At 39.5% G+C, this 21,584-nt stretch carries 19 protein-coding genes and 2 tRNA genes; 15 read left to right on the forward strand and 6 right to left on the reverse strand.

What is annotated here, in order from left to right:
• The first annotated feature begins 132 nt into the window (after positions 1-132).
• A complete protein-coding gene (locus tag KA531_00355) occupies positions 133-1,266 on the forward strand; it encodes a hypothetical protein (protein MBP6005350.1) in 1,134 nt (377 codons plus the stop codon).
• A gap of 55 nt (positions 1,267-1,321) precedes the next feature.
• Here the strand turns inward: KA531_00355 and KA531_00360 are convergent, their stop codons facing one another.
• The gene (locus tag KA531_00360) at positions 1,322-2,533 is read right to left on the reverse strand and encodes a hypothetical protein (GenBank protein ID MBP6005351.1); all 1,212 of its coding nucleotides are present in this window, start codon (positions 2,531-2,533) and stop codon (positions 1,322-1,324) included.
• A gap of 139 nt (positions 2,534-2,672) precedes the next feature.
• On the opposite strand from KA531_00360, the gene KA531_00365 reads away from it, so the two are divergent.
• From KA531_00365 to KA531_00410, 10 genes are all read left to right on the forward strand, one after another.
• On the forward strand, positions 2,673-3,806 hold the full coding sequence (locus tag KA531_00365; protein MBP6005352.1) for a glycosyltransferase family 4 protein: 1,134 nt from the start codon (positions 2,673-2,675) through the stop codon (positions 3,804-3,806).
• A 137-nt stretch (positions 3,807-3,943) separates the two neighbouring features.
• Positions 3,944-4,366 (forward strand): DUF1761 domain-containing protein, encoded by a 423-nt coding sequence (locus KA531_00370; protein ID MBP6005353.1) that lies wholly within the window; start codon positions 3,944-3,946, stop codon positions 4,364-4,366.
• A gap of 8 nt (positions 4,367-4,374) precedes the next feature.
• The gene (locus KA531_00375; protein ID MBP6005354.1) at positions 4,375-4,884 is read left to right on the forward strand and encodes a magnesium transporter; all 510 of its coding nucleotides are present in this window, start codon (positions 4,375-4,377) and stop codon (positions 4,882-4,884) included.
• A gap of 7 nt (positions 4,885-4,891) precedes the next feature.
• A complete protein-coding gene (locus KA531_00380) occupies positions 4,892-6,670 on the forward strand; it encodes an alanine--tRNA ligase (protein ID MBP6005355.1) in 1,779 nt (592 codons plus the stop codon).
• Positions 6,671-6,948: 278 nt separating this feature from the next.
• Positions 6,949-7,122 carry a hypothetical protein gene (locus KA531_00385; protein ID MBP6005356.1) on the forward strand — a complete coding sequence of 58 codons (174 nt, stop codon included), beginning with the start codon at positions 6,949-6,951 and terminating at the stop codon, positions 7,120-7,122.
• 45 nt (positions 7,123-7,167) lie between these two features.
• Positions 7,168-8,271 (forward strand): rod shape-determining protein, encoded by a 1,104-nt coding sequence (locus KA531_00390; protein ID MBP6005357.1) that lies wholly within the window; start codon positions 7,168-7,170, stop codon positions 8,269-8,271.
• Positions 8,258-9,871: a hypothetical protein gene (locus KA531_00395; protein MBP6005358.1), complete on the forward strand. Its 1,614-nt coding sequence runs from the start codon at positions 8,258-8,260 to the stop codon at positions 9,869-9,871. Before KA531_00390 ends, KA531_00395 begins: the two co-directional genes overlap by 14 nt.
• Before the next feature lie 570 nt (positions 9,872-10,441).
• Complete coding sequence (locus KA531_00400; GenBank protein MBP6005359.1) at positions 10,442-11,467, forward strand: LysM peptidoglycan-binding domain-containing protein; 1,026 nt, start codon at positions 10,442-10,444, stop codon at positions 11,465-11,467.
• Between the two features lie 11 nt (positions 11,468-11,478).
• Positions 11,479-12,780, forward strand: a complete 1,302-nt coding sequence (obgE, locus tag KA531_00405; protein MBP6005360.1) for a GTPase ObgE — start codon at positions 11,479-11,481, stop codon at positions 12,778-12,780.
• A gap of 268 nt (positions 12,781-13,048) precedes the next feature.
• Positions 13,049-15,010 carry a hypothetical protein gene (locus tag KA531_00410; protein ID MBP6005361.1) on the forward strand — a complete coding sequence of 654 codons (1,962 nt, stop codon included), beginning with the start codon at positions 13,049-13,051 and terminating at the stop codon, positions 15,008-15,010.
• Between the two features lie 243 nt (positions 15,011-15,253).
• On the opposite strand, the gene KA531_00415 is transcribed toward KA531_00410, so the two are convergent.
• The 5 genes from KA531_00415 to KA531_00435 all read right to left on the reverse strand — a co-directional run bounded on the left by KA531_00415 (position 15,254) and on the right by KA531_00435 (position 18,946).
• Positions 15,254-15,330, reverse strand: a tRNA-Ala gene (locus tag KA531_00415).
• Between the two features lie 86 nt (positions 15,331-15,416).
• Complete coding sequence (locus KA531_00420; protein MBP6005362.1) at positions 15,417-16,226, reverse strand: hypothetical protein; 810 nt, start codon at positions 16,224-16,226, stop codon at positions 15,417-15,419.
• The gene (locus KA531_00425) at positions 16,227-17,459 is read right to left on the reverse strand and encodes a glycosyltransferase family 2 protein (protein ID MBP6005363.1); all 1,233 of its coding nucleotides are present in this window, start codon (positions 17,457-17,459) and stop codon (positions 16,227-16,229) included. It abuts the gene before it with no gap.
• Entirely contained in the window at positions 17,449-18,186 is a 738-nt protein-coding gene (locus tag KA531_00430) for a hypothetical protein (protein ID MBP6005364.1), read from the reverse strand. Before KA531_00430 ends, KA531_00425 begins: the two co-directional genes overlap by 11 nt.
• Positions 18,176-18,946, reverse strand: coding sequence for a hypothetical protein (locus tag KA531_00435; GenBank protein ID MBP6005365.1), 771 nt, complete (start codon positions 18,944-18,946; stop codon positions 18,176-18,178). The genes KA531_00430 and KA531_00435 overlap by 11 nt, the downstream gene beginning before the upstream one ends.
• A gap of 290 nt (positions 18,947-19,236) precedes the next feature.
• Here KA531_00435 and KA531_00440 point away from each other — a divergent pair, with 290 nt between their 5' ends.
• The 4 genes from KA531_00440 (at position 19,237) to KA531_00455 (ending at position 21,581) form a co-directional block, all read left to right on the forward strand.
• Positions 19,237-19,473, forward strand: coding sequence for a hypothetical protein (locus KA531_00440; protein ID MBP6005366.1), 237 nt, complete (start codon positions 19,237-19,239; stop codon positions 19,471-19,473).
• Positions 19,474-19,603: 130 nt separating this feature from the next.
• The gene (locus KA531_00445; GenBank protein MBP6005367.1) at positions 19,604-20,854 is read left to right on the forward strand and encodes a glycosyltransferase family 2 protein; all 1,251 of its coding nucleotides are present in this window, start codon (positions 19,604-19,606) and stop codon (positions 20,852-20,854) included.
• Positions 20,855-21,278: 424 nt separating this feature from the next.
• Positions 21,279-21,416 (forward strand): hypothetical protein, encoded by a 138-nt coding sequence (locus tag KA531_00450; GenBank protein ID MBP6005368.1) that lies wholly within the window; start codon positions 21,279-21,281, stop codon positions 21,414-21,416.
• Positions 21,417-21,504: 88 nt separating this feature from the next.
• Positions 21,505-21,581 (forward strand) — tRNA-Met (locus KA531_00455).
• Positions 21,582-21,584: the final 3 nt, after the last annotated feature.

Genomic DNA, 21,584 nt, shown 5'->3' on the forward strand with positions numbered 1-21,584 from the left:
AATACGTAATATCAATTTTTAGACCCTGGCATTAAAAGATTATTTGTAATTAGCTAGTCTTTTGCTACAATATAAGCATAAAGGGTATAACCTATCAAAATAAAGCAACCCAATAATTCAATAGGAGGATTAATGACTACAGACAAGAAGCCCAGCATTAGCAAAGCCGTCAAGACCCGTACGGTCGCAAGTGCTTCAAGAAAACCGACAAGTACTCCCAGCACACCAGTTCGAATTGTCAGTCAGACAAAAGCAGATCAGGCAGTAAATGCTCAATTGGGTTCGAATAATTCACCCCAAAAATCAAACAATAAAAAAGTACTGTGGATAGTATCAGTTATTGTTGCACTGCTAATTGTGATTTTAGGGTATTTTCTAGTTAGGAATTTTAGGACTCAAAGGTTTATTGAAAAATCTTGGCATCAGGTTGTTCTTGGCGCAGATAAGTTATCCAATGAGGTAACGATAGATATTAGAGATGATCAGATAGAAGAGAGTATTATGCTCGCTAATGATCTGAAATTGACTATCAAGGATCAAAGTTTTGCTAGTGGTAATAAGACAGCAATTTTTAATAATTCCACAGAATTAAAGCGTTATCAGGAATTACTTGGTCAGGTTGACCAATATAACAATCAGATTATCGAGAATATCGAAGCTGATAGCCTTGATCGAAACAAACTAGAAGCTCTGGCTAATGCTGGAGAAAATCTCAAGAATTATTTGGATTCCAAGCTTTCGGAATTCAAGTTTATTAGCGAAAAGATCAGTGACGATTACTATATGGTCGACCAGGATTTGATTGATAAGCTAGAACAAGAAGAGATAGAGGCAGGAGAGCAGCAGGCTAGTCAAGAAGCTGAAGCTCAAGCAGAGGCTCAGAGTCAAGCTGATCAGGATCAGGCTCAATCTAATGTCTTGTCCTTTGTTGAGGCAATGAAAAATCGTAATACTTCTGATACTCCAGCTGGCATGAAGTACTATATGACCAATGCCTATATCCAGGAGTTCGGTCAGCCCGAGTTTGATCGGATTACCAATCCAGATGATAGTTATTCGGTCAATGATATCAGTAGTTACCGGATAGTTGGCACAGAAGCCTTGGATAATTCAGCTGGCTATCGAGTATCTGTCAGTGTTGGGTATCATGTCGAGTATACCGATAGTGATTCGGTATATGATTACACCAGTACGATTGTCTACCGTGTAATCAAAAGCGAATATAATAATCGCTGGGAAGTAGATGGCATCATTCCAGGTAACTAATAGAATCTTACTCCTACAAATAAGTATAATTAGACTTCGAGGATGCTAAGAAAGGTCATAGCCATTCAGGGTTTGGCTGAGACCAGCCAATGTATTGGCCAAGTCCAGGCATCTTAATATCAACGACCATCACTGCTGGTCCTGTGCTGACAAACTGACCATTGCCGATTGAAATCATCACATGACCAGCTGGTATGTTGCTAGTAGGCCCGAAGAAGGCAAAGGCGCCGGGTGGGACATCTTGATTTTGATGGATCATCCCCCTTCTATTCATTTCGAGAAAATGATCGTAGGCAGTATGATAACCACTAAAAGTCCTGCCATAAGCAAGAGCAACAAACCGATCACACCAGCCGTTCCAAGGACGACCATTGTCCGGTTGATAGGCTTTGCCAACTTGAGCTTTCGCCCAATCTACTGCCATTCGAATTTTTGGGTGGATATCTGTAAGATTTGGATCATTGTTAGGGGTAGAAGAGTTTGAGCTAGTCTTGTCGGTAGTAGCTTGCTTGTCTCTTGGGTCAATTCCAGTATAAACACCACTGGCTATTGCTTCATCGATTTTTGCCTGAGTAATCTGATCATTAATCTTGTCATATTTTGCTCTAGTTTCCTCGCTAGTTTGTTTGCTGGTTGATTTAGTGGGAGATTGAGAATCTTGACCCGGGGTTGAACCTTTAGATAGTTGATCTTGAGTTTTTTCGCTTTTCGGACATGATACTTTGCCAGTAATCTGGTATTTGGCTAGCTGATGATAGTCATTAGATTTTGGGTTGGATTTCTTGAGCTTATTAGTGCAGGTTAGGCCCGATTTATCGATCAGTAGAAGTTGCTCCTGGTAAATGAGATAATCCTGATCGTCTATAGTAATTACCTGTAATTCTTCAACTTTTTTGTCTCTTTCACCTTTTTCACGATTGACTCTAGCTAGTCGAAAATCACCATCTTCTTCTGTTAATTGATGTGGGTCGAGTCGATCTTGGCAATCAGGAAGTTGTTGAGTATTCTGACTTGGTTCAATCAGACCTCCATCGTCAAGTAATATCCAACCCTCACTATTAAGCTTGCAACTAGCGATGATACTAAGGTTTGCAGGGATGGTGTAGCTAACTGCGAGTTTAGTATCGGGACCACGAAAGACTAATTGATCCGTCTGGGGACTAATTTCAATTAGTTGATTTGTTGGGACATTGTCTTGATTGGCAATTGCAATACTTGTGCCAAATACTAGACTTATCACTACTAATAATAGCTTTTTGGGCATCATTACACCTCCGTGACAATCTAATCCAATTGTCTAGTTAATAATATATAAAAAATAAATTACTTCTATAGTAGAGGTTATTTTTATGACTTGCAAGCATAAGTAGGATGATTTTAGGTCAATATTAAGTTAAAATAAGACTATGAAGATACTGATTGATGGGCGGATGATCAAGGGAACTGGAATAGGACGATATATTGATCAATTAGTTAGGGAATTGGTTGATCAGGATAAGAACAATAAGTATCTTTTACTAGTGCTAGAGAAAGATAAGGACTCGATTGATATTGAAGCAGACAATCTTGAGCTAGTGGTTTGTGATATTAGTTGGTATAGCTTAGGTGAGCAAAGCGAATTATTAAGAGTTATCACTACCTTTAGGCCTGATTTGGTACATTTTGCAAACTTTAATTTTCCAGTCAGATATAAGGGTAGATTTGTGATGACTATCCATGATTTGACACTTTGGCGTTATCGCAATACCAAATCTGGTCTCAAGCGCTTCATTGATCCCTTGAGATCACAGGTAATGCGTTGGATGGTTAAGCGTGGTGCGAAGAGGGCTGAAAAAATATTTTGTCCAAGTGAGTTTGTTAAATCAGATCTAGTAGAGACACTTGGTATTGATCCGGATAAGATAGTAGTGACCAAGCTGGCTGGCTTTGGCAAAAAAGTTGCAAAAACAGATATCAGAGTGGATCTAAGGCAGTATGGGATCAATCGTCCATATTTATTGTATGTTGGAAATCTATACCTTAATAAGAATATTGAAAGACTAATAGTAGTCTTGGCCCGTCTTGTGATTGAAGCCAAGCTAGATATTCAATTGGTCTTGGTTGGCAAAAAGACAATCTATCATCAAAGGTTGGAGCAGATTGTCTTGGAGGCTGAGCTACATGAGAGAGTGATTTTTACAGATTACTTAGATGATCAAACTCTCTTGGGGGTCTATAAACAGGCCCTATGCTACACCTTTCCATCTTTGTCGGAAGGTTTTGGCTTGCCAATTTTGGAGGCTATGAATCAGGATTTGCCAGTTGTCTGTTCGTCGACGACTTCGGTCGGAGAAATAGGAGGCTATGCTGTAGAAAGTTTTAACCCAACAGATATTGATGATATGTATCAAAAGATTCTATCGGTATTAGAGTCTCCAGATCGTCGAGAGGAGTTAATTTTGCTTGGACGCAAACGTGTCAAACAGTTCTCTTGGCAAGATACTGCAAGTAAGACCCTGGAGGTTTATAGGCAAGTCTTAGAAGTTGCCAGTAGTGATTAAATATAAATACTGATCTTTTGATAGATTCCGCTGGCGCCATGGGGGATATTGTTAACTTTATTTTTTAGGCCTATTTTTGACAGAGTTGCAAAAGAGTGAGATTATAATCTATGACAATATTTAACTAGGAGGGTCTGGTGGATGTAGAGATCAATTATTTAGCAGTTTTGCTAGCCAGTATAGTTCAGTTTGTGATTGGAGCTATCTGGTATATGCCGATTTTTGGTAATTTGTGGGGTAAGATTCACGGATTTGAAAAATTAGAAAAGACAGTTCAGAAGGAAATGCAAAATAATATGATGCCAATGTTGGTTGTCCAATTTGTTTTAAATTTTATCCTGGCTACCGTTTTAGCACACTTCATTGACCAGGTTGATCAGAGCTGGTACAAGATTGCAATCTGGGTTTGGTCTGGGTTTGTAGTTACCACTCAAGCCTCCTCAGTAATTTTTGGGGCAACTCCAAAAAAGTGGCAACTCAAGAAAGTACTAGTGATGGCCGGTGCTTCACTAGTTGAGATCTTGGCTGCTGCTTGGATTATTAGTCTGTTCTTAGGGTAGATTGGAATATGTTCAATGAGGTCAAAGTCAGACTGACCTGGCTTATAATCGGCCTAATTGCTAGTCTGTTAACGGCGGGACTGATTAATAATTTTGATCAGGTACTGGATCGTAATCTGGTATTGGCATCTTTTATCCCTCTGATAGTCTATATGAGCGATGCTGTGGGTACGCAGATGGAGGCGATGATTATTCGCGAACTAAATAACAATGAGAAACTCAACTTTGGCAATTTCTTCAAAAGGCAGCTCCTAGTGGTAAGTACGATTGGGGTAATCATTGCTAGTATCGCTACAGGAATTGTTGGAGTCTGGAAATCTGATTTTGATCTAGCAATAGTGGTTGGCATCTCATTATTATCTGGTATCTTGACTTCACTTGTCACGGGGGCGGTGATGCCATATTTCTTCTGGAGGCTTCATCAAGATCCAGCTGAAGCAAGTGGACCTGTAGCTACTGTAATCCAAGATTTCTTGAGTGTTTTGGTATTTTTTCTAATCGCTTCTATTTTGCTATAATATCTATATGACTACATCACAGATACGCCAATCATTCTTAGATTATTTTGCTAGCAAAGGGTGTCATATTATTCCTTCAGCATCCCTAGTCCCTAAAGATGATCCGACAGTACTGTTTAATATTGCAGGGATGCAGCCAATCGTCCCTTTCCTTAAAGGTCGACCACATCCAGCTGGTACACGATTAGCCAATTCACAAAAATGTGTCAGGACATCTGATCTGGAAGAAGTCGGAGATAGCTCACATTTGACATTTTTTGAGATGCTTGGTCATTGGAGCTTGGGGGATTATTACAAAAAAGAAGCCTTGGAGTGGATCTGGGAATGGCTAACATCTCCAGAATATCTTGGACTAGATAGCTCAAAACTTTATGCAACTGTCTACGAAGGTGATCAGGAAATACCCAGAGACGATCAGAGTATTGGAATTTGGCAAGAAATCTTTAATAGTCAAGGATTGTCGAGTCAGATAGGTAAAAGAATTCTAGATTTGGGTAAGGATGATAATTGGTGGGAGATACCTGGTGCAGAGCAGAGTCCAGCTGGACCAGATAGTGAGATCTTTTATTATCTTGGAAACCAGGCTGATCCGGTATTTGATCCCGAAGACCCAAATTTTATTGAGATTTGTAACTCTGTATTTATGGCTTATCAGAAGGCTTCAGGTGGTTATCAAAATTTAGCTAAAAAGAATGTTGATTTTGGTGGTGGGCTTGAGAGGTTGGCAATGGTCAAGCAGGGAGCAGATTCAGTTTATGGGATAGATATCTTCATTGAGATAGACCGGGCAATTTTGAGCCTAGCAACAGAGAATGACATTAGGGCAAGGCGGATAGTGGCTGATCACATCAGGACTTCTGTGATGATGGTTGGAGATGGGCTTGTGCCCGATAATAATGGTGCTGGCTATGTACTCAGACGACTCATAAGGCGCGCCTTACGTGAGGCGGATAGACTAGGCATTGGTAATCAGTTGATAGAGAAGCTTGTTCCTGTGGTGATTCATTTGTATCAGGATGCTTATCCAAATCTTGCGGAAGACAAGGATCGAATTTTGGTAGTTCTTAGTAAGGAAGAACGTTTGTTTCAGGCTACTTTACGTAAGGGAATTAAGTTATTTCATAAAGAGGTTGGAGAGAAGTTGACTGGTCAGCAGGCTTTTAAGTTATTTGATACTTATGGGTTTCCTTTGGAGCTTAGTATTGAGGAAGCCAAACGGTTAGGATTAGATATTAGCAAGAATCTCGATCAAGAATTTGCGAAGGAATTATCTGCGCAACGAGAAAGATCCAGAACGGCCAACAAAGGAGTTTTTAAGGGTGGCTTGATTGACCACTCACCCAAGGTGATTCGCTATCATACTGCCACGCATATACTTTACAAAGCATTGAGATTGGTTCTTGGGGATCATGTGATTCAAAGAGGAAGTAATATTACAGCTGAAAGAACAAGATTTGATTTCTCTCATCCTGATAAAATGACCAAGGAGCAACTGTCTAAGGTGGAAAATATAGTCAATCAAACTATCAGTCAAGGTCTATCCGTTAGCTATCAAGTAGTGCCTACCGAGCGGGCTTTTGAACAGGGGGCATTGGGTGCGTTTGGTGATCGCTACGATGATCAAGTTAAGGTTTATCAAATTGGTGAAGGAGACAATGTCTACTCATTGGAGATATGTGGAGGGCCCCATGTCCAAAATACTAATGAGGTTGGTCAGTTCAAAATAGTCAAAGAGCAAGCTTCTTCTGCTGGAGTCAGGCGCATTAAGGCTGTAATTGAAGATTGATCATTGCATTGTCATTTTCCGAGTCTTCGCAGAAGATTAGGCGATAACCAATATTTAGCACCTAAGACTGTGGCTATCCTTTCTGGATGCATACGGTCAATTTGGGAATATATACAACTAAAAACAAACAATATAAATAATAAAAACTCATGCATTAGCTCGAATACAGGATTTTGAAGTTTGACCTCAGCGATATATCACTAGACTTCGAGAATGATGAAAGAGTAGGTAGTATCAAATATGAGGAGAAAATATTATTTTCGTGATAAGATATTCTTATGCTTAGAATAGATAGCATTCACTTTATTTCTATCAAGAAATACCTCAATGCCCATTATCAATATCTTTTGCAATTGTTGAAAAAGAGAGACCCCGGGATATTTTTGGGACTAGATATTGGAACCGAGCAGGTTAAGGCAGTACTTGCAAAATACAATGCTGATAGCGGCTAGCTGGAGATTATTGGTGCTGGACATGCTAAGCAAAAATTGAGTGATATGCAGTCAGGTACTATTACAGATATCTCAGGAGTGATTACTAATTGTGATCAGGCAATCAGGGAAGCTGAATCTCAAGCAGATCAGGTCGCAAAACAGGTGGTGATTGGGATAGCTGGAGAGTTGGTGCAGGGTAATAGTTTTGATTTGAGATACCAACGTAAGAATCCTGAGCTAGAGATTAATAAGCTTGAGATTAATGATGTGTTAGCTAAATTACAAGCCAAAGGACTGGGAAAGGCCAGGGACAATATTAGCTGGGAAACTGGACAAAATAATCTGGATATTCGTTTGTTAAATTCAGCAATTACTCAAATAGTCATCGACGGCTACCAGGTCACAAATCCAATAGGCTTCAAGGGTGAACATGTCACGATTAGGGCTTTCAATGCTTTTGCTCCAATGATTCATATTGCAGCAGTTGAAACTATTTCTAAGAATTTAGACCTGAGTCTTACGACAATTGCTGCTGAACCTTTTGCTGTAGCTAAAAGTGTTCAGGAATTGGGCAAAGAATCTACAAGTGCAATTTTTATTGATATCGGAGGTGGGACTACGGATATTGCTATAGTTAGTGAAGGCGGAGTGGCTGGAACAAAAATGTTTGCCCTGGGGGGTAGAAGTTTTACAAGAACTCTAGCAAGTATTTTTTCTATTAGTTTTGAACGAGCTGAAGAACTCAAGCTAGCCTATAGCACTAGTAAATTGGTCGAGCAAAAGTCTAAAAAAGTCAAAAAAGCTCTAGCAGATACTGTAAATCTTTGGCTGGAAGGGGTTAGATTATCCTTAGAAGAATTTGAAGATCTTGATCAGTTGCCTAATAGAATTTTACTCTGTGGGGGAGGTTCCAAGTTAGCCGATTTGATCGAGGCACTTGAGAACAAAAGCTGGCACAAGGAAATTGGATTCAGTAGAAGTCCTGTGATCAAATATATTCAAAAGTCTCAGATATCGAGGGTTGTTGATTCATTAGATTTGGTATCTGGTCCAGAGTTTATTACTCCGCTTGCTTTATTGGGTCTAAGTATAGATACTATTGATAATGATTCAAGCTCAAATATTCTTAGTAAATTTAATCAGGTAGTGAAGAATGACAGAAGATAATAGTCAAATAATTTATTTAGAAGCTGATGCAGATATTACTGAGGTTACAAGGTTATTTAGTCAATCAAAATCAAGTAATATTCGTCTGGTAGTTCCTGCCAAGTCGGGTCTGCTCAGGAGCTCGATCAACCTTAGATTACTTGGTAGACAGATCAAGAATAGTAATAAGCAGGTAATATTGGTTTGTCCAGATCAAGCGATTCAGAAATTGATTTTAAGAAATGGGTTGGATGTTGCTAGTACAATCAAGTCAGAGCCACTAGAGGCAGAGCTAGTCTTGCCCAGTCAATTGGATACCTCAACTCAACAAGTTCAGGTAGTCAATCAAGATAACCAGTTAGACTTAGAGGAAGATTCTGAGCATGGTCAACAGATTGAAAAAAGTGATGACTTGTTAGTTACTAAAGATGATACTGATACTGAGCCTGAGGATAAAGAGATTATACAAGACCCTAAAACTACTTTTATTCAGTCAGATTCTAAAGCATTAAGCATTCCAGATTTTGATCATTTCAGAAAGAGAATCTTGATCGGGCTTGGACTTGGATTAATGGCAGTGACTTTGGTAGTTATTGGAGTCTTATTGCCCCGAGCTGAAGTCAAGATTAGTTTGCAAGCTGACCAAGTGCCAGTCGACCTTCGTTTGGATAGGTCAGAGTTTACTACTGGGGAGATTGGCCAGGTAACCGATAGCGAGACCCTGACCACTTCAGTCGTTGCTAGTGAAGAAAAAGACCTGGGTAAGGTCGCTCAAGGCCAGATAGTGATTCAGAATTGTGAAGATAGTGATACACATAGTCTCAAGAAGGGTGCTAGACTGACTGCTAATGGCTTGGTATTTGAGTTAGATCAAGTAGTCACTATTCCAGCTGGAATTTTTAGCTCTGGGGGGACTGTTTGTTCCACTCCACTTGTAGAGGCTGGAATTAAGGCAACTGATAAGGGCTCTGACTTCAATTTATCTCAGGCTAGTTTTGATTTTGCAGATCTCAGTGCCAATTTCAAGGTTACTGGGACTACGAGTGGTGGTGAGAGTAAGATAGTCAAGGTAGTTTCTCAGGCAGATATTGATACTGCCAAGGAAAGATTAGTAGCCACCAATAGTCTTGATCAGTCAGAACTGGTCAGCCGAATTAGTCAAGATAGTAGAGTGATAGAGGGTAGTTATGCGGAAACAATTGATCAGGAAACTGTGGCTAATCCTGCCGGGAGCCAAGTTGATCAGACTGAGCTAAAGATTACTGTTGTATCTAGCTTGGATTACTTAGAAAATACAGCCATTAGTCGGGTTCTGGATCAGTCTTTGCTAGATAACTCTGATGGTAGTAAGCAGATATTTGATAATGGTCTTGAAGATGCTGGATTAAGCTATCAGGATGGACAAGTAATAATTACTACTACAGGATACCTCGGACCAAAGTTTGATCAAGAGCGAATCATTAAAGAGTTACGATTTGCTAGCAAGAAACAGGTTCGTGAGATAGTCAAGAAACATATCAACTATCAGGATTTACAAGTCAATGGAGGGATTACATTTTTGTCGAGGATGCCAATCTTTGATTCGAAAATTAGCCTGGAGCTCGAAGTCACAAATATTTAGAGGTCAGATATTTTGTGTTGTACGACTAGACTTATAGCCCCCGTAAACAAAACCTGTACCTTATGGTACATAACTATCACTATTACTTCTCATCATATCTACATATATGATTTATTACAATAACAACAATTCTAGGTCTATAATCTATCACTCCCAAGCGAACAGGTTTTGTTTTTGGCAGCTATACCTAGAAATCCTGAAGGGGTTTATTGGTATCTAGAAATATAAATAAAAACAACACAAGTAATCACGCGGTCTAACATTTTCATATATGGGTTCCCAGAGCTTTTTAGATGAAGATAGGAAAAGTCCAGTATGACAATACGGGTTTTGTTTGGTTGACACTAGCTAAGCGGTTTGTTAGAATTCTAGCTAGTATCTTTGTTGTTTGTATAAGTAAGTGAGGTACTGAGTTAATTAATATGGAGTATTGCTATTAGTAAGTTTACTAGTGTCTCTACTGTTCTAGTTCGTCGAAATAAATCCCAGAATCCAAAATCTACTGCCAGTTACCAAAATCAGAGTAAGTCTAGAAAAGAATTACGATTGTTCTTACCTGTTATTTACTTAATGCTGGTTGTGTTTAGTCTCAACTTTCAACTACTCCCCAATATCTTGGTAGCCACCGACCATGGCCAACCTCAAAGTTTTTCAAAAGGCCTGGATAGCTATGGTTTTTTGCAAGCTACTAGTGATATAGCAAAGTTGGCACCAATAGCAGAATTACCAAACCAGGGTTCTAGTGCAGGCCAAGAGATTAGTGCTAATGATTCCACCAGCCTAGATACAACTGGTGGTGATTTTATCACTAAGCCCAAGCCAACTTTGACTGAAGGTAAAGCTACCAGGGATGTAATAGAATATCAGGTCAAAGAAGGTGATACTATCTCAACAATTGCTAGTAGTTTTGGTTTGACTACCGATACTGTTAGGTGGGCAAATCAATTAGATCAAGATCAGGCACTTGGGGTGGGAGAAAGTTTAAAGATTTTGCCTATTGATGGGGTGTTGCATTGGGTTAAGCCCGGATCTGGAGATACCCTAGATCAACTATCTGCTCTGTACAAAGTAGATAAGAAAGTAATTATCAGTTATAACCAAATTCTTGATAATAAGCTTGAGGATGATATAGTTCTGGTGGTGCCTGGAGGTAAGATAGAAGAGGCAGAGGTTAGTCAAGAAACTACCCAGAATCAAGTAGCCCTTGATCAGCCAGCTACTGCCCAAGTTACTGTCCAGCCAGTTCAGAGTGCTCCTATTGCAACCCAACCAGAGGCATTGACTAGTTATAGTGGAGGTTATAACAATTATGCATATGGATACTGCACTTGGTATGTTGCGAATCGTCGAGCGGTCCCAGCTAGTATGGGTAATGCAGTAAATTGGTATTATGCAGCCCAGGCTGCTGGATTTGGTGTCGGTAGCCAACCGATAGTCGGGGCTGTAGCTTGGACGCCAGCTGGCTATTATGGTCATGTGGCCTATGTTGAGGCTGTAGAGGGCAATCAGGTATATGTTTCAGAAATGAATTATGCAGGCTGGGGAGTAGTATCTTATCGTTGGGTATCTGCCAGTGCATTTAGTTATATTTACTAAGTTGATATTCAATGTTTATTGATCAGGTTAGGATTACCGTCCAAGCAGGGCGAGGTGGTGATGGCCGGGTTAGTCTACTGAGCAATAGAAGTCAGGCCAAAGGGGGTCCAGATGGTGGTGATGGTGGTGATGGTGGTGATGTGATCATTCAGGCTAGTCACAATTATAGTACCCTTAGTCATTTTCGTGGTAAAAAACGCTTTAGTGCTGAGAATGGACAGATGGGAGATAAATTTAGACGACATGGTAAGCGTGGTCAAGACATTACCCTTGAAGTGCCTGTAGGTACGGTGATTAAGTCGGAAGGGGAGGTCATAGCCGATCTAGTAGCCAATCATCAGGCTGTAGTGATTGCGAAAGGTGGTGAAGGGGGTTATGGCAATGCTCACTTTACCTCATCCAGGCGGCAAACACCAAGATTTGCTGAGTTGGGTCTAGCGGGGGAGAATCTGGATTTGGATTTTGAATTGAAACTTTTGGCAGATGTCGGCTTGATAGGACTTCCCAATGCGGGTAAGTCGAGCTTAATATCAGTCTTGACTAGTGTCAAACCAAAGATAGCCAACTATCCATTTACCACTATTGTGCCAAAGATTGGGATTGCCAATTACCATCAGCACAGCTTTGTGATTGCAGATCTACCAGGCCTGATAGCTGGTGCCAGCCAGGGCAAGGGTTTGGGTCAGCAGTTCTTGAGGCATATTGAAAGGTGCAGGGTATTGGTGGAGTTGATCAGCATCGAGAGTGAGAATTATCTAAAAGATATTGAAACAATAATCTCCGAGCTTCAACAGTATAAATCTGGTATATTGCTAAAAAGAAAAATAGTGTTTGTTGTTAGTAAGATCGATTTACTTGCTGGAGATAAGAAATTGCTTGATCAATATTTATCACAGATAAAAAAGGCTATAGATAAATTGGTAAAGAAATATCAACTGGACATAGACTCAGAAATAGTAGCAGTTTCTTCTTTGACAAAGACAAATCTTGATCAACTTAAATCTAGGCTCGCAATCCAGCTTGAAGCATGGGATCAAGTAGTTGAGACCGAGCAAGAAGTTGAGATGATTCCCGTAATTCGTGCGGAGGATGATCCAGAACTTTATTTGGTTGAAAAATTAGAAGAGGGCAAGTATATAATAAAAGGTCAGAAGATAGAACGTTTTGCCATGAAGACAAACTTTGACCAAGATCAGGCTGTGGCAAGACTGAGAGATATTTTAGTCAAGATGGGGATAGATCGAGAGTTATCCAGGCAAGGTATTAAGCTCGGAGATCAAGTAGAGATCGCCAACAAATCCCTAGAATACTAACAAGGGTGACACCGTACAAAGCAGGCCACGTATTGTATGGTTAAGGTATTAAGTCAAAAGTTGTCTCCAAAAAACGTTTACGGTGTCTTCTTGTCTTGGCTATATAGATGAAGGAGAATATCTTGGCTCTTGAAGATATTTTTTGACACTATTAGTCCTATTCTGGGTAGGTATCCTATTATTAGTCTTGCTAAAGCATTAGCAATTTGGTATATTTACTTGGATGGTTTGATAAGTTTTATTTTGATTTCTTAATGGAGGACAGGAGTTGATTGGGATTAGACGGTTAATCAGTGTATTATTGGGGTTGAGCCTGGGTGGTTATCTGCTATGGGGATATATAGCTGGAACTCTACCTCAGGAGCCAAGGCTGGAGGCAGCAGGGGACTATTGTATAGAAGGTTTTTATCAGTATGTAGATGGCTATTTAAAGCTTCTAGATTCTGTTACTGGAGAGTATATTGATATTGGTACAAATGTTTCAGCTGAAGCTCAATTGCAATCAAATCTGCCAGTTGCTAATCAAGATATTGACATCAATGCTACTGGATATAGTACAATCGATAATCAGTTTTATTCAATTATTACTGATCCTATCAATACCGATGATCCAGAATTCAATGGCCTTAGTGGCAGTAGTGCCAATACCCATCGACCGAATTTCGTCCATTTAGCAGTTACAGACCCAGCAACAGGTTTTGTAACAGATTTAGGGGAAGTTTATAACATTAATAATAGCGGTCAAACCTTGAGAAATGTTTTGCGAAATGCTCAGAGTTGGTTTGGGGGGAGCAGGGATGAATGGGGCCCAACTTCGATTTCGATGGGGGACATGAATGGCAACTTTTTGTATGTAGCAATCGGCGGCCGTAATGATATAGATAATAATATATATGAGATTGATGTGACCAATAATACTTTTCGCAAGATTAATGTTACTTACACTACGCAAAATAGCCCAGGAACAGTAGAACTGGGTGGCGATCTAGTTTATCACGACGGTTTTCTCTATTCTTTGGAAGGGGCACATTCTAGTACCGCAGACAACCCAAGTAGGTTAGTAAGAATTAATCTGGCTACTGGACAGGGGTATGCCCTAGATATAGCTTCATTGCCACATCAAGATAGGACTTATGGAGCACTTTGGATTGCTTTTGATGGTACAGAATATCATATGTACGCTAATGATACAGGTAATAGTACTGGTGACGGAACTGTGTATGAGATAACTAATTTTGTATCAGGCACACCAGGGTCAAAAGTCCTGGTTAAGACTGAAGTATTCTCAAGAAATGACGGGATGAGCTGTCCGGATGCAGATGTCCCAGCATTTGGTATAGACGCCGTAGATGACGAAGATAGTACAAGCTTTCAAACTCCATTGATAATTGATACTAAGCCAAACGATCGCTATAACCTAGAGGGAGATATGTCTAACTGGGACACCCTATCTGAATCTGGAGGTACAGTTGTATACGATCCGATCACTGAGACTTTCGTTTATACTCCTGCAACTGGCTTTTATGGTATAGATAGGTTTAATTACACGATTTGCTTACCTTTACCCTCCACCCTGTGTGATACTGCTACAGTGACTATTACAGTCACTACTAAGTCAGAATTATTTATCGACAAGCAGGATGATTATTCAGACGGCCAAGTGGTATATCCTGGGGATATTATTAGATATACGATAACTTATGGTCATCACGGTGATATTGACCATAATTTACTCAATGAAACATTGACGGAGACTGTTCCACTAGGCACTACATATCTTGATAACGGATTGTGGGATTGTAGTGATTTGAATGGCAACCAAGTATTTGATGGTGGAGACACATGTATAGCCACTACCGAAGAACTATATGCAGATAGTGAATACCAGATAGAGTTTGAGGTCAAAGTTGATGATAATATCGATATAACAAATCAAGGTCAGATTGATAATATTGTTTATTTGAGCAATAGTTCCGGAGAGTCTATTAGCTCGGAAGAAGTTACATTGGTTGGTGAAGATTTGATTAATCCTATTGATCCAGAAGATCAAGATAATAGTGAGGGTGGAGAGGGTGATGATAGTAAAGAGGATAATACCAATAATAGTGCGGTAGGAGGGGCACTAGATGCAATATTAGCAAAGACTGGCCTCAAGCCTAGTTTTGTGATGTTGATATTCGGTTTGACGATTGTTTGTTGCATTTATCAAGTACGTAGGTTTAGTCGCTAAGGGGGTGTATAGTTTTGTGTTATCTACTCAGATCATAAGTAAGTCTGATGCTGTTATCATTAAGGTATTAGCTTAGCAAGGTGATACCGTACAAACTAGATCATTCATTATATAGTTGAGATATCAATCCAAAACTTATCTCTAAAAAAGCCTAAGGTGTCTCCGGTATTGCGGGCATTGCGTACAGAAACAAAAAAAACCACTTCTCTCGTCGTGAGAGGAGTGGTTTTAGAGAGACGGTTGTGGTGGAGTATGGCGGATTCGAACCGCCGACCTCTTGCATGCCATGCAAGCGCTCTAACCAACTGAGCTAATACCCCATATACTATCTGCAGAGATATTATAACAAGATTGACATTAAACTGGAAGTTTATTTTGGGTTATCACAGTTTTTAACAAGTCAAAATTAGTCTGTTGTCTTGAGTAAGCTAATCGAAGTATCCAAGCTAATTAGCCCACCCAAAAAATTCTCAAGTACCCGACTATCTGGAGAGTCACCAGGTATTTGTTCCCAGAAAGAATAGTCAGTCAGCCATACTGTCTGCAATCTATTCTCAAGGTCAAGAACAACCTCGGGATTAAGTCCTTGGTTATCAAGTAGGTATAACAGGTTTAATACTTGGTTGAGAGATTCAAAACGTTGATCTAAGCCAACACTAACTAACTGTCTTTGATGGTAATAGATTTTTGCGATGCCTATCTGAAGTACCAACTCAAACTTGTCAGCTTTCAGTACCTTGATCAAATCATAGACCTCTTGCAGTTGATGACTAGTGATTGGCTTGGTAATTTCAAGATCTAGTGTTACTTTTTGGTTAATATCCAATTCATAGGTAAGCCCTAGGAAATTTCTCGGCCAATTTTGGGTTTGAATCTGGATTGTTTGAGGATTGATCTCTTCTAGGTAATTGGTGTCTGACAATTGGTAAGTATTTTTTAGCTTAAGTTTTGGACATATCAAGGATATTAGTTGATCGATCTGATAATTGGCTACTTGATTGACCTCAAACTTGGGTGCAGACTCTATAGCTAGCGGCTGGTCTGAGCAGTATTTAGTATAAGAATTATCTATTTGATACTGGTCGGTTCGTTTTTCAATCCTTAGCTTATTACTAATATGGTGGTATGTTACGATTACTATAATTGCTCCTATGGCAAAACAAATTGCAATCAAGCTGGGCAAGAGTATATCAAATTTTGGCCTAGGTATCCCCATTTAGATTCCCTTTCTTTCCCACTTTTGCCAACGCAGTTTGCGCTTTCTGATACTCAGGTAGACACTCTGCATTAAGGCTAGGTATTCAACCCAGACCAAGATATAGATTAGCGGCCATAGATAAATCCAAGATAAGCCAAACTTTAGTTTACGTTCTGACACCTCAAATATTGCTAAGATAATGAATCCTACTGCAAAGAAACTAATACTTAGTGCTAATCCCAGTGGGTTACGTTTGATTACATTGTCGATAAAGAAGTAGCTCAGAGAGATAGGTTCGATCAGTAGTTGAAGCTCAAGCAAGATAGAGCTTGGTAGTAGACCCCAGGTCAAGAGCTTGTTGTGTTGTGGCTTTCTCGAGAAGAACATTTCACGGTATTTGTCAAAAGTTTCAAATCGACCCTTTTTCCAACGGATCCTTTGTTTGACTAGTCCATAGATACTACTTGCTCCTTCGGTGTAACAAACTACATCACTAGCATACTTACTCTTTAGGCCATGAAATTGTGTTCGAAGTGACATCTCTATGTCTTCCGTAAGATTTGCAGTGTCAAACTCTCCAAATTGATCAAAGGTCAATGATTTGCGAAAGGCTGCACAGGCACCACCAAAAATGTACTCAATACCAAGTAGAGAATTTGCCTTCTTGGCATAAAAGCCAAAGCTATACTCAAAGTATTGGAGGTAACCAATCAGGCTTTGATAATTTGCAATCTCTACTCGCCCTACCAAACCAGCTAGACTAGGATCCAAGAAGTGATTAGAAAGATTATGCAATGCCTGTTTGTCCAGAATTGAGTCAGCATCCATAGTCATGATTACTTCAGAATTAGCCAGTTTGAGTCCCTGATTGAGGGCATGGCCTTTGCCAGCATTGGCTTGATAATGATAGATGATATTTTTGCCTTTATGTTTTTTTAAGAAGGCTTTGATGAGTTTGTCAGAGTTGTCAGTTGATCCGTCATTGATAATAATTATTTCTAGATTTGGATAATTATTATCCAGGACAGATTGAATTGTTTTGGTAATTCCTACTGCTTCATTCCAGGCTGGGATGATCACACTGACTGAGATAGGTTTAATTCTTTGTTTATCATAATTTTTTATTCTAAGACTCTCTTTGATATCATATATCGGTGCAATCAGCATAACAAAAAGGTAGCGAACTAGGAGACTTGCTGTACCAATGATTACAACCAGTCTTAAGGCTTGGTAGAGAAAATCAACTATCAAGGCTCTTTCCTGGTTTGAATTGATAGATCTTAATAGGTTGAGTAGCCAAGATAATAGATAGATTAGAGCTTTCGGGTTGTTTTGATAGCTGATCTACTGAATCTATACTGTCCAATATATAGACTCGTCTATTGTTATTTTCTGAAGCAGTGTCTTCAATTATAAGAGGTGAGGACAATTTCAATCTTTCAATCGAATCAATAGAGCCTTGGTCTGCTAGAGTTACCAATAGGCTATCTGAGTCTCGCCAATACAGATTTTGGCCATAATCTATGTATATTTTATCTAGGGTTATTGGATAATTGACCTTCTCTACAGATAAGCCAATTGGGCTAATGAGATAGATATTTGGTCTACTTGTATCAAAATTTTGATTGTGGCTTAAATCTTGGTTGATTATCTTAACCCCTTGCACAAGAGGAAAGTCTATCGCCAGACTTTTTTCAATACTTGAACCAAAGATTATTAGAGTTACAAGGGAGATTAGGCAGTAAAAACTCAATCTAATGACTTGTCTTAGTCCAATACGGTAGGGTATTTTTGATTTGATTGGGTTAGTATGTTGGGCTTGATCTGGTTTTGAATTATTGAGCCTAGTAATCAATTTGGCAACAATATTTAATACTAAACCAGAAACAATGAAGAAAGCCAAAATATCTAGTAGGATTCCGTGGCTCAATCTCAGGGAGTGGTAGATCGAGAATATGCTAGATAGCCTAGATAGCATTGATACTACATCGACAGCTTAGGCTAAATACACTACTTGGAGCTAAGATCTCCATAGTAGAATTGCCTAGGACATTATAGTGATTAGAGCCTATGGTTAGGTTCAGGGTTCTATTGTTTGTATTGTTTACAAATATGCTTGATTGGTTAGGATCTAACTCGATTTGATAGGAATTTAGCACTTGATTATTAGGGCTAAGGCTAGAGAGATTGAAGTTGTTTGGCCTAGGTTGCAAAATGGGCAGTAATGGTTCAATTGGCTCGATGGGTAAGAGGGGATTTGAAGTAGTAGGGATTGTAATGTTATCTATCTCGGATGAATTGTTGGAACTGGATCCAGGAAAGTTATTGACTGATGTAGTGACTTCTTCAGGTTGAATTTGGATAGCCGAAGTGTCTTCGGGGTTTTCTGCTTGGTCATCTTGACTGTTAGCTAGGGTTGAATTATTTGAATTGGTATCAGATGTAGTGACTTCTTCAGGTTGAATTTGGATAGCCGAAGTGTCTTCGGGGTTTTCTGCTTGGTCATCTTGACTGTTAGCTAGGGTTGAATTATTTGAATTGGTATCAGAAGCAAGGGCGGTTTGGTTAATGGATCTGGAATCATTTGTCTTCTCAATTTTGACAAAATTGGGTAGATCAGCTAGATCAAAACGCAATTTGATCGGACTCCTGATTGCTAGATCTAAGCTAGTTCCCAGTATCAATAATAATGCTATATGCAATATGAACTTTCGTTTTGTAAATGTTTTGCTTGACAACTTCAAGTTGACCTCCTTTTATTCAATTCCTCTTAAGACTATTATAGGGTATTTTAGATGAATTTACTAGCGGCCGTAATCTCTCACATGTCGCGGACAGTCCGTAGTATCTATAATCTAGTAAGGCAACAAAAGTCGCGGACAGTCCGCGACAATTTAGGGCGCCAAAGAGGACTTGGTTGGTCATAAGATGATGGTTAATTTTTTAATAAAAAAGGGGAGGTCAAGGGTTGCTATTTTCTCCAAGTGGTTTATAATATATTTGTTCAATAAAAAGAGGAGGAGAGCAAGTGTCAGATGTTACAACAGGTCAGGTTTTGGGTGTCTCAACAGTATTGGGAGGAGCAGGAGCTGCAGTCACTAGCTTAGGAGGAAACGGGTCAGTTTTGGGGGATAGTGTGACTAGTGGGGTAGGTGTATTGCCCAATACCGGAGTTGCAATCGGGATTTTGATTGCAGTAGGTGTGGGTTTAGTCTTAGCTCTACTGACAGTTACTCGTTTACGTACCAAATCATCAGCAAAGTAATCTAATAGATTTAATTGTTTTGAGTTTGACTGGGGTATTCGATCTGATTGCTATGATCAATTTTATATTGGTCTTATTGGGTATTAGTGTATATAGCTATATATTTTTTGCAGCAATTTATTATAATCGATTGTATAAAAGTTTGATCAAAAATCAGGATGGACCAGATGAGGACAAACAAATAGAACAAACCAGTCAGTCAGAAATTAGTCCAGTGTTCTCAGATATTAGTACTAGCTCCAATTATTTACCTAGTATCACAATCATCATCCCTGCCTACAATGAAGAGAAGGTAATTATTCAGTGCTTAGAGAGTATTGCTAAAGTGGAGTATCAGGGGCTTAAGGTTGTTGTAGTGGATGATGGTTCGAGGGATCAGACAGCAAAACTAGTCCGTAATTTCATTGATCAGCATCGATTGTCTCCCAATCCATATAAGCTAGAATTCTATTTGCTCAACCAAGCTAATCAGGGGAAGGGTGCAGCGCTCAATAGTGTGATTTTTGATTATACTGATAGTGAGATAGTTGGGTGTCTAGACGCTGATAGTGAGATTGATCCTCGGGCAGTAACCAATGCGATCAGGCATTTTAACCTTGATAATTCAATTATTGCAGTTTCGAGCTATATTGATGTGATTAAAAAGCCGAGCTTGTTTTATTGGCTACAAAAGATTGAGTACCTCATAGCATTTGGCCTGAAGAAAGGGATAACTAGGGCAAATATGGATTATCTACTTCCTGGTCCGGGGTCATTTTTTGTTAGAGATAGTATTATCAAGATCGGAGGCTATGATCACGATACTATTACCGAAGATCTTGGATTGTCGTTGAAGATAGTTGACTCTGATCTAGAGAACAAGAAGCTGTATTTTGCTAGTGATGTGATTACTCGGACGGATCCGGTATCAAGTTGGCAGGATCTATATCGCCAAAGAAAGCGTTGGATTAGAGGATGGTTTCAAAATCTTTTAAGATATCGCAATTTGCTGCTAAGTACAAGCAAAAGGCATAGCTGGCAATTGACAGTATTTTATCTTCCCTATCTGGTAATTAGTCAGTTTTTTGGTGTATTCCAGATTAGTATTTTATTTGTAACAATTATGATTAGCTTGATTGCTGGTAATCCCTGGGTCTTAGTGCTGCAAATCATATCAATACAAGCATTGATATTTTATTTTATCTTTACCGATGCCAATATTCTGCCGAGTAAAGAGCGCTGGAAGTTAAGTCTTGGCTCATTTTCTGTGATCGGGATGTTGATGGGGCTGAATCTTTTGCAGGCTGGGATTACGATTGGTGAGTACGGAAGGCTACTTTGGAGTATAGTGAGGCCAGATGTCAAAGATTCTGGTAGTTGGCAACATGTTTCCCGGAGTTAGATTTTCTAAGCTTGTAAACCTTCTGTAGTACCGATCAATTCTCAGGATTATTGAAAGTACTTTTTTGTTCTGTTAACTAATTAACTAACCCTCCGAAGGGAGGGATAGAGCTTTTGTGAGAAAAAAACAGTCTTAATATTGAATAATCTCTATTTCGAATTCCCGTCATTAATTTATCACTTTCCGAGATCCTACTAACCCTTCTATTACGCCCTGAGCTCCCCCTTGTATCATCCCCCGAAACCCCATCTCTCTTTGTCATCCTCCAAAACTCGAAGGCTCCTCCTCTCGTCATCCTCCGAATTCCCAAGGGGAATTACGGGGGATCTATCTCTACTGAGATTTGGATAATCACTTAATGCTAATGCTGGATCTCCATAATTTCTTACAGAAAGTTGGAAGATGACGGAGTTGAAGGGAAGCTTTGGAAGATGACGAGAAGAAAATCAATGCAGAAAGGAGAGGTAGGTTAATAGAGCCTGAAGATGAGGAGATAGGTAAGTCTACCTACTATCAGATAGTAGGATGGGATTTTGATATCTACAGGATAGCCTCTGGCTGATTCTTTTGCATTATTTCTTCGAGTTCCTTAAATTGCGTTCAGAACGGAAGATGATTTTATTTGATAATTACGATATACTAGAAGTAGCGGCTGAGTAGCTCAGGTGGTTAGAGCACCAGATTCATAAACTGGAGGTCACAGGTTCAAATCCCGTCTCAGCTACCAGAT

This window comes from Candidatus Saccharibacteria bacterium, assembly GCA_017983775.1.
Classification (GTDB): Bacteria; Patescibacteriota; Saccharimonadia; order JAGOAT01; family JAGOAT01; genus JAGOAT01.

Bases quoted from the DNA above. Each gene is read 5' to 3' on its own strand.
- KA531_00355 (MBP6005350.1), top strand. From the start codon at position 133: ATGACTACAGACAAGAAGCCCAGCATTAGCAAAGCCGTCAAGACCCGT.
- KA531_00360 (MBP6005351.1), bottom strand. From the start codon at position 2,533: ATGATGCCCAAAAAGCTATTATTAGTAGTGATAAGTCTAGTATTTGGC.
- KA531_00365 (MBP6005352.1), top strand. From the start codon at position 2,673: ATGAAGATACTGATTGATGGGCGGATGATCAAGGGAACTGGAATAGGA.
- KA531_00375 (MBP6005354.1), top strand. From the start codon at position 4,375: ATGTTCAATGAGGTCAAAGTCAGACTGACCTGGCTTATAATCGGCCTA.
- KA531_00380 (MBP6005355.1), top strand. From the start codon at position 4,892: ATGACTACATCACAGATACGCCAATCATTCTTAGATTATTTTGCTAGC.
- KA531_00385 (MBP6005356.1), top strand. From the start codon at position 6,949: ATGCTTAGAATAGATAGCATTCACTTTATTTCTATCAAGAAATACCTC.
- KA531_00390 (MBP6005357.1), top strand. From the start codon at position 7,168: ATGCAGTCAGGTACTATTACAGATATCTCAGGAGTGATTACTAATTGT.
- KA531_00395 (MBP6005358.1), top strand. From the start codon at position 8,258: ATGACAGAAGATAATAGTCAAATAATTTATTTAGAAGCTGATGCAGAT.
- KA531_00400 (MBP6005359.1), top strand. From the start codon at position 10,442: ATGCTGGTTGTGTTTAGTCTCAACTTTCAACTACTCCCCAATATCTTG.
- obgE (MBP6005360.1), top strand. From the start codon at position 11,479: ATGTTTATTGATCAGGTTAGGATTACCGTCCAAGCAGGGCGAGGTGGT.
- KA531_00420 (MBP6005362.1), bottom strand. From the start codon at position 16,226: ATGGGGATACCTAGGCCAAAATTTGATATACTCTTGCCCAGCTTGATT.
- KA531_00430 (MBP6005364.1), bottom strand. From the start codon at position 18,186: ATGCTATCTAGGCTATCTAGCATATTCTCGATCTACCACTCCCTGAGA.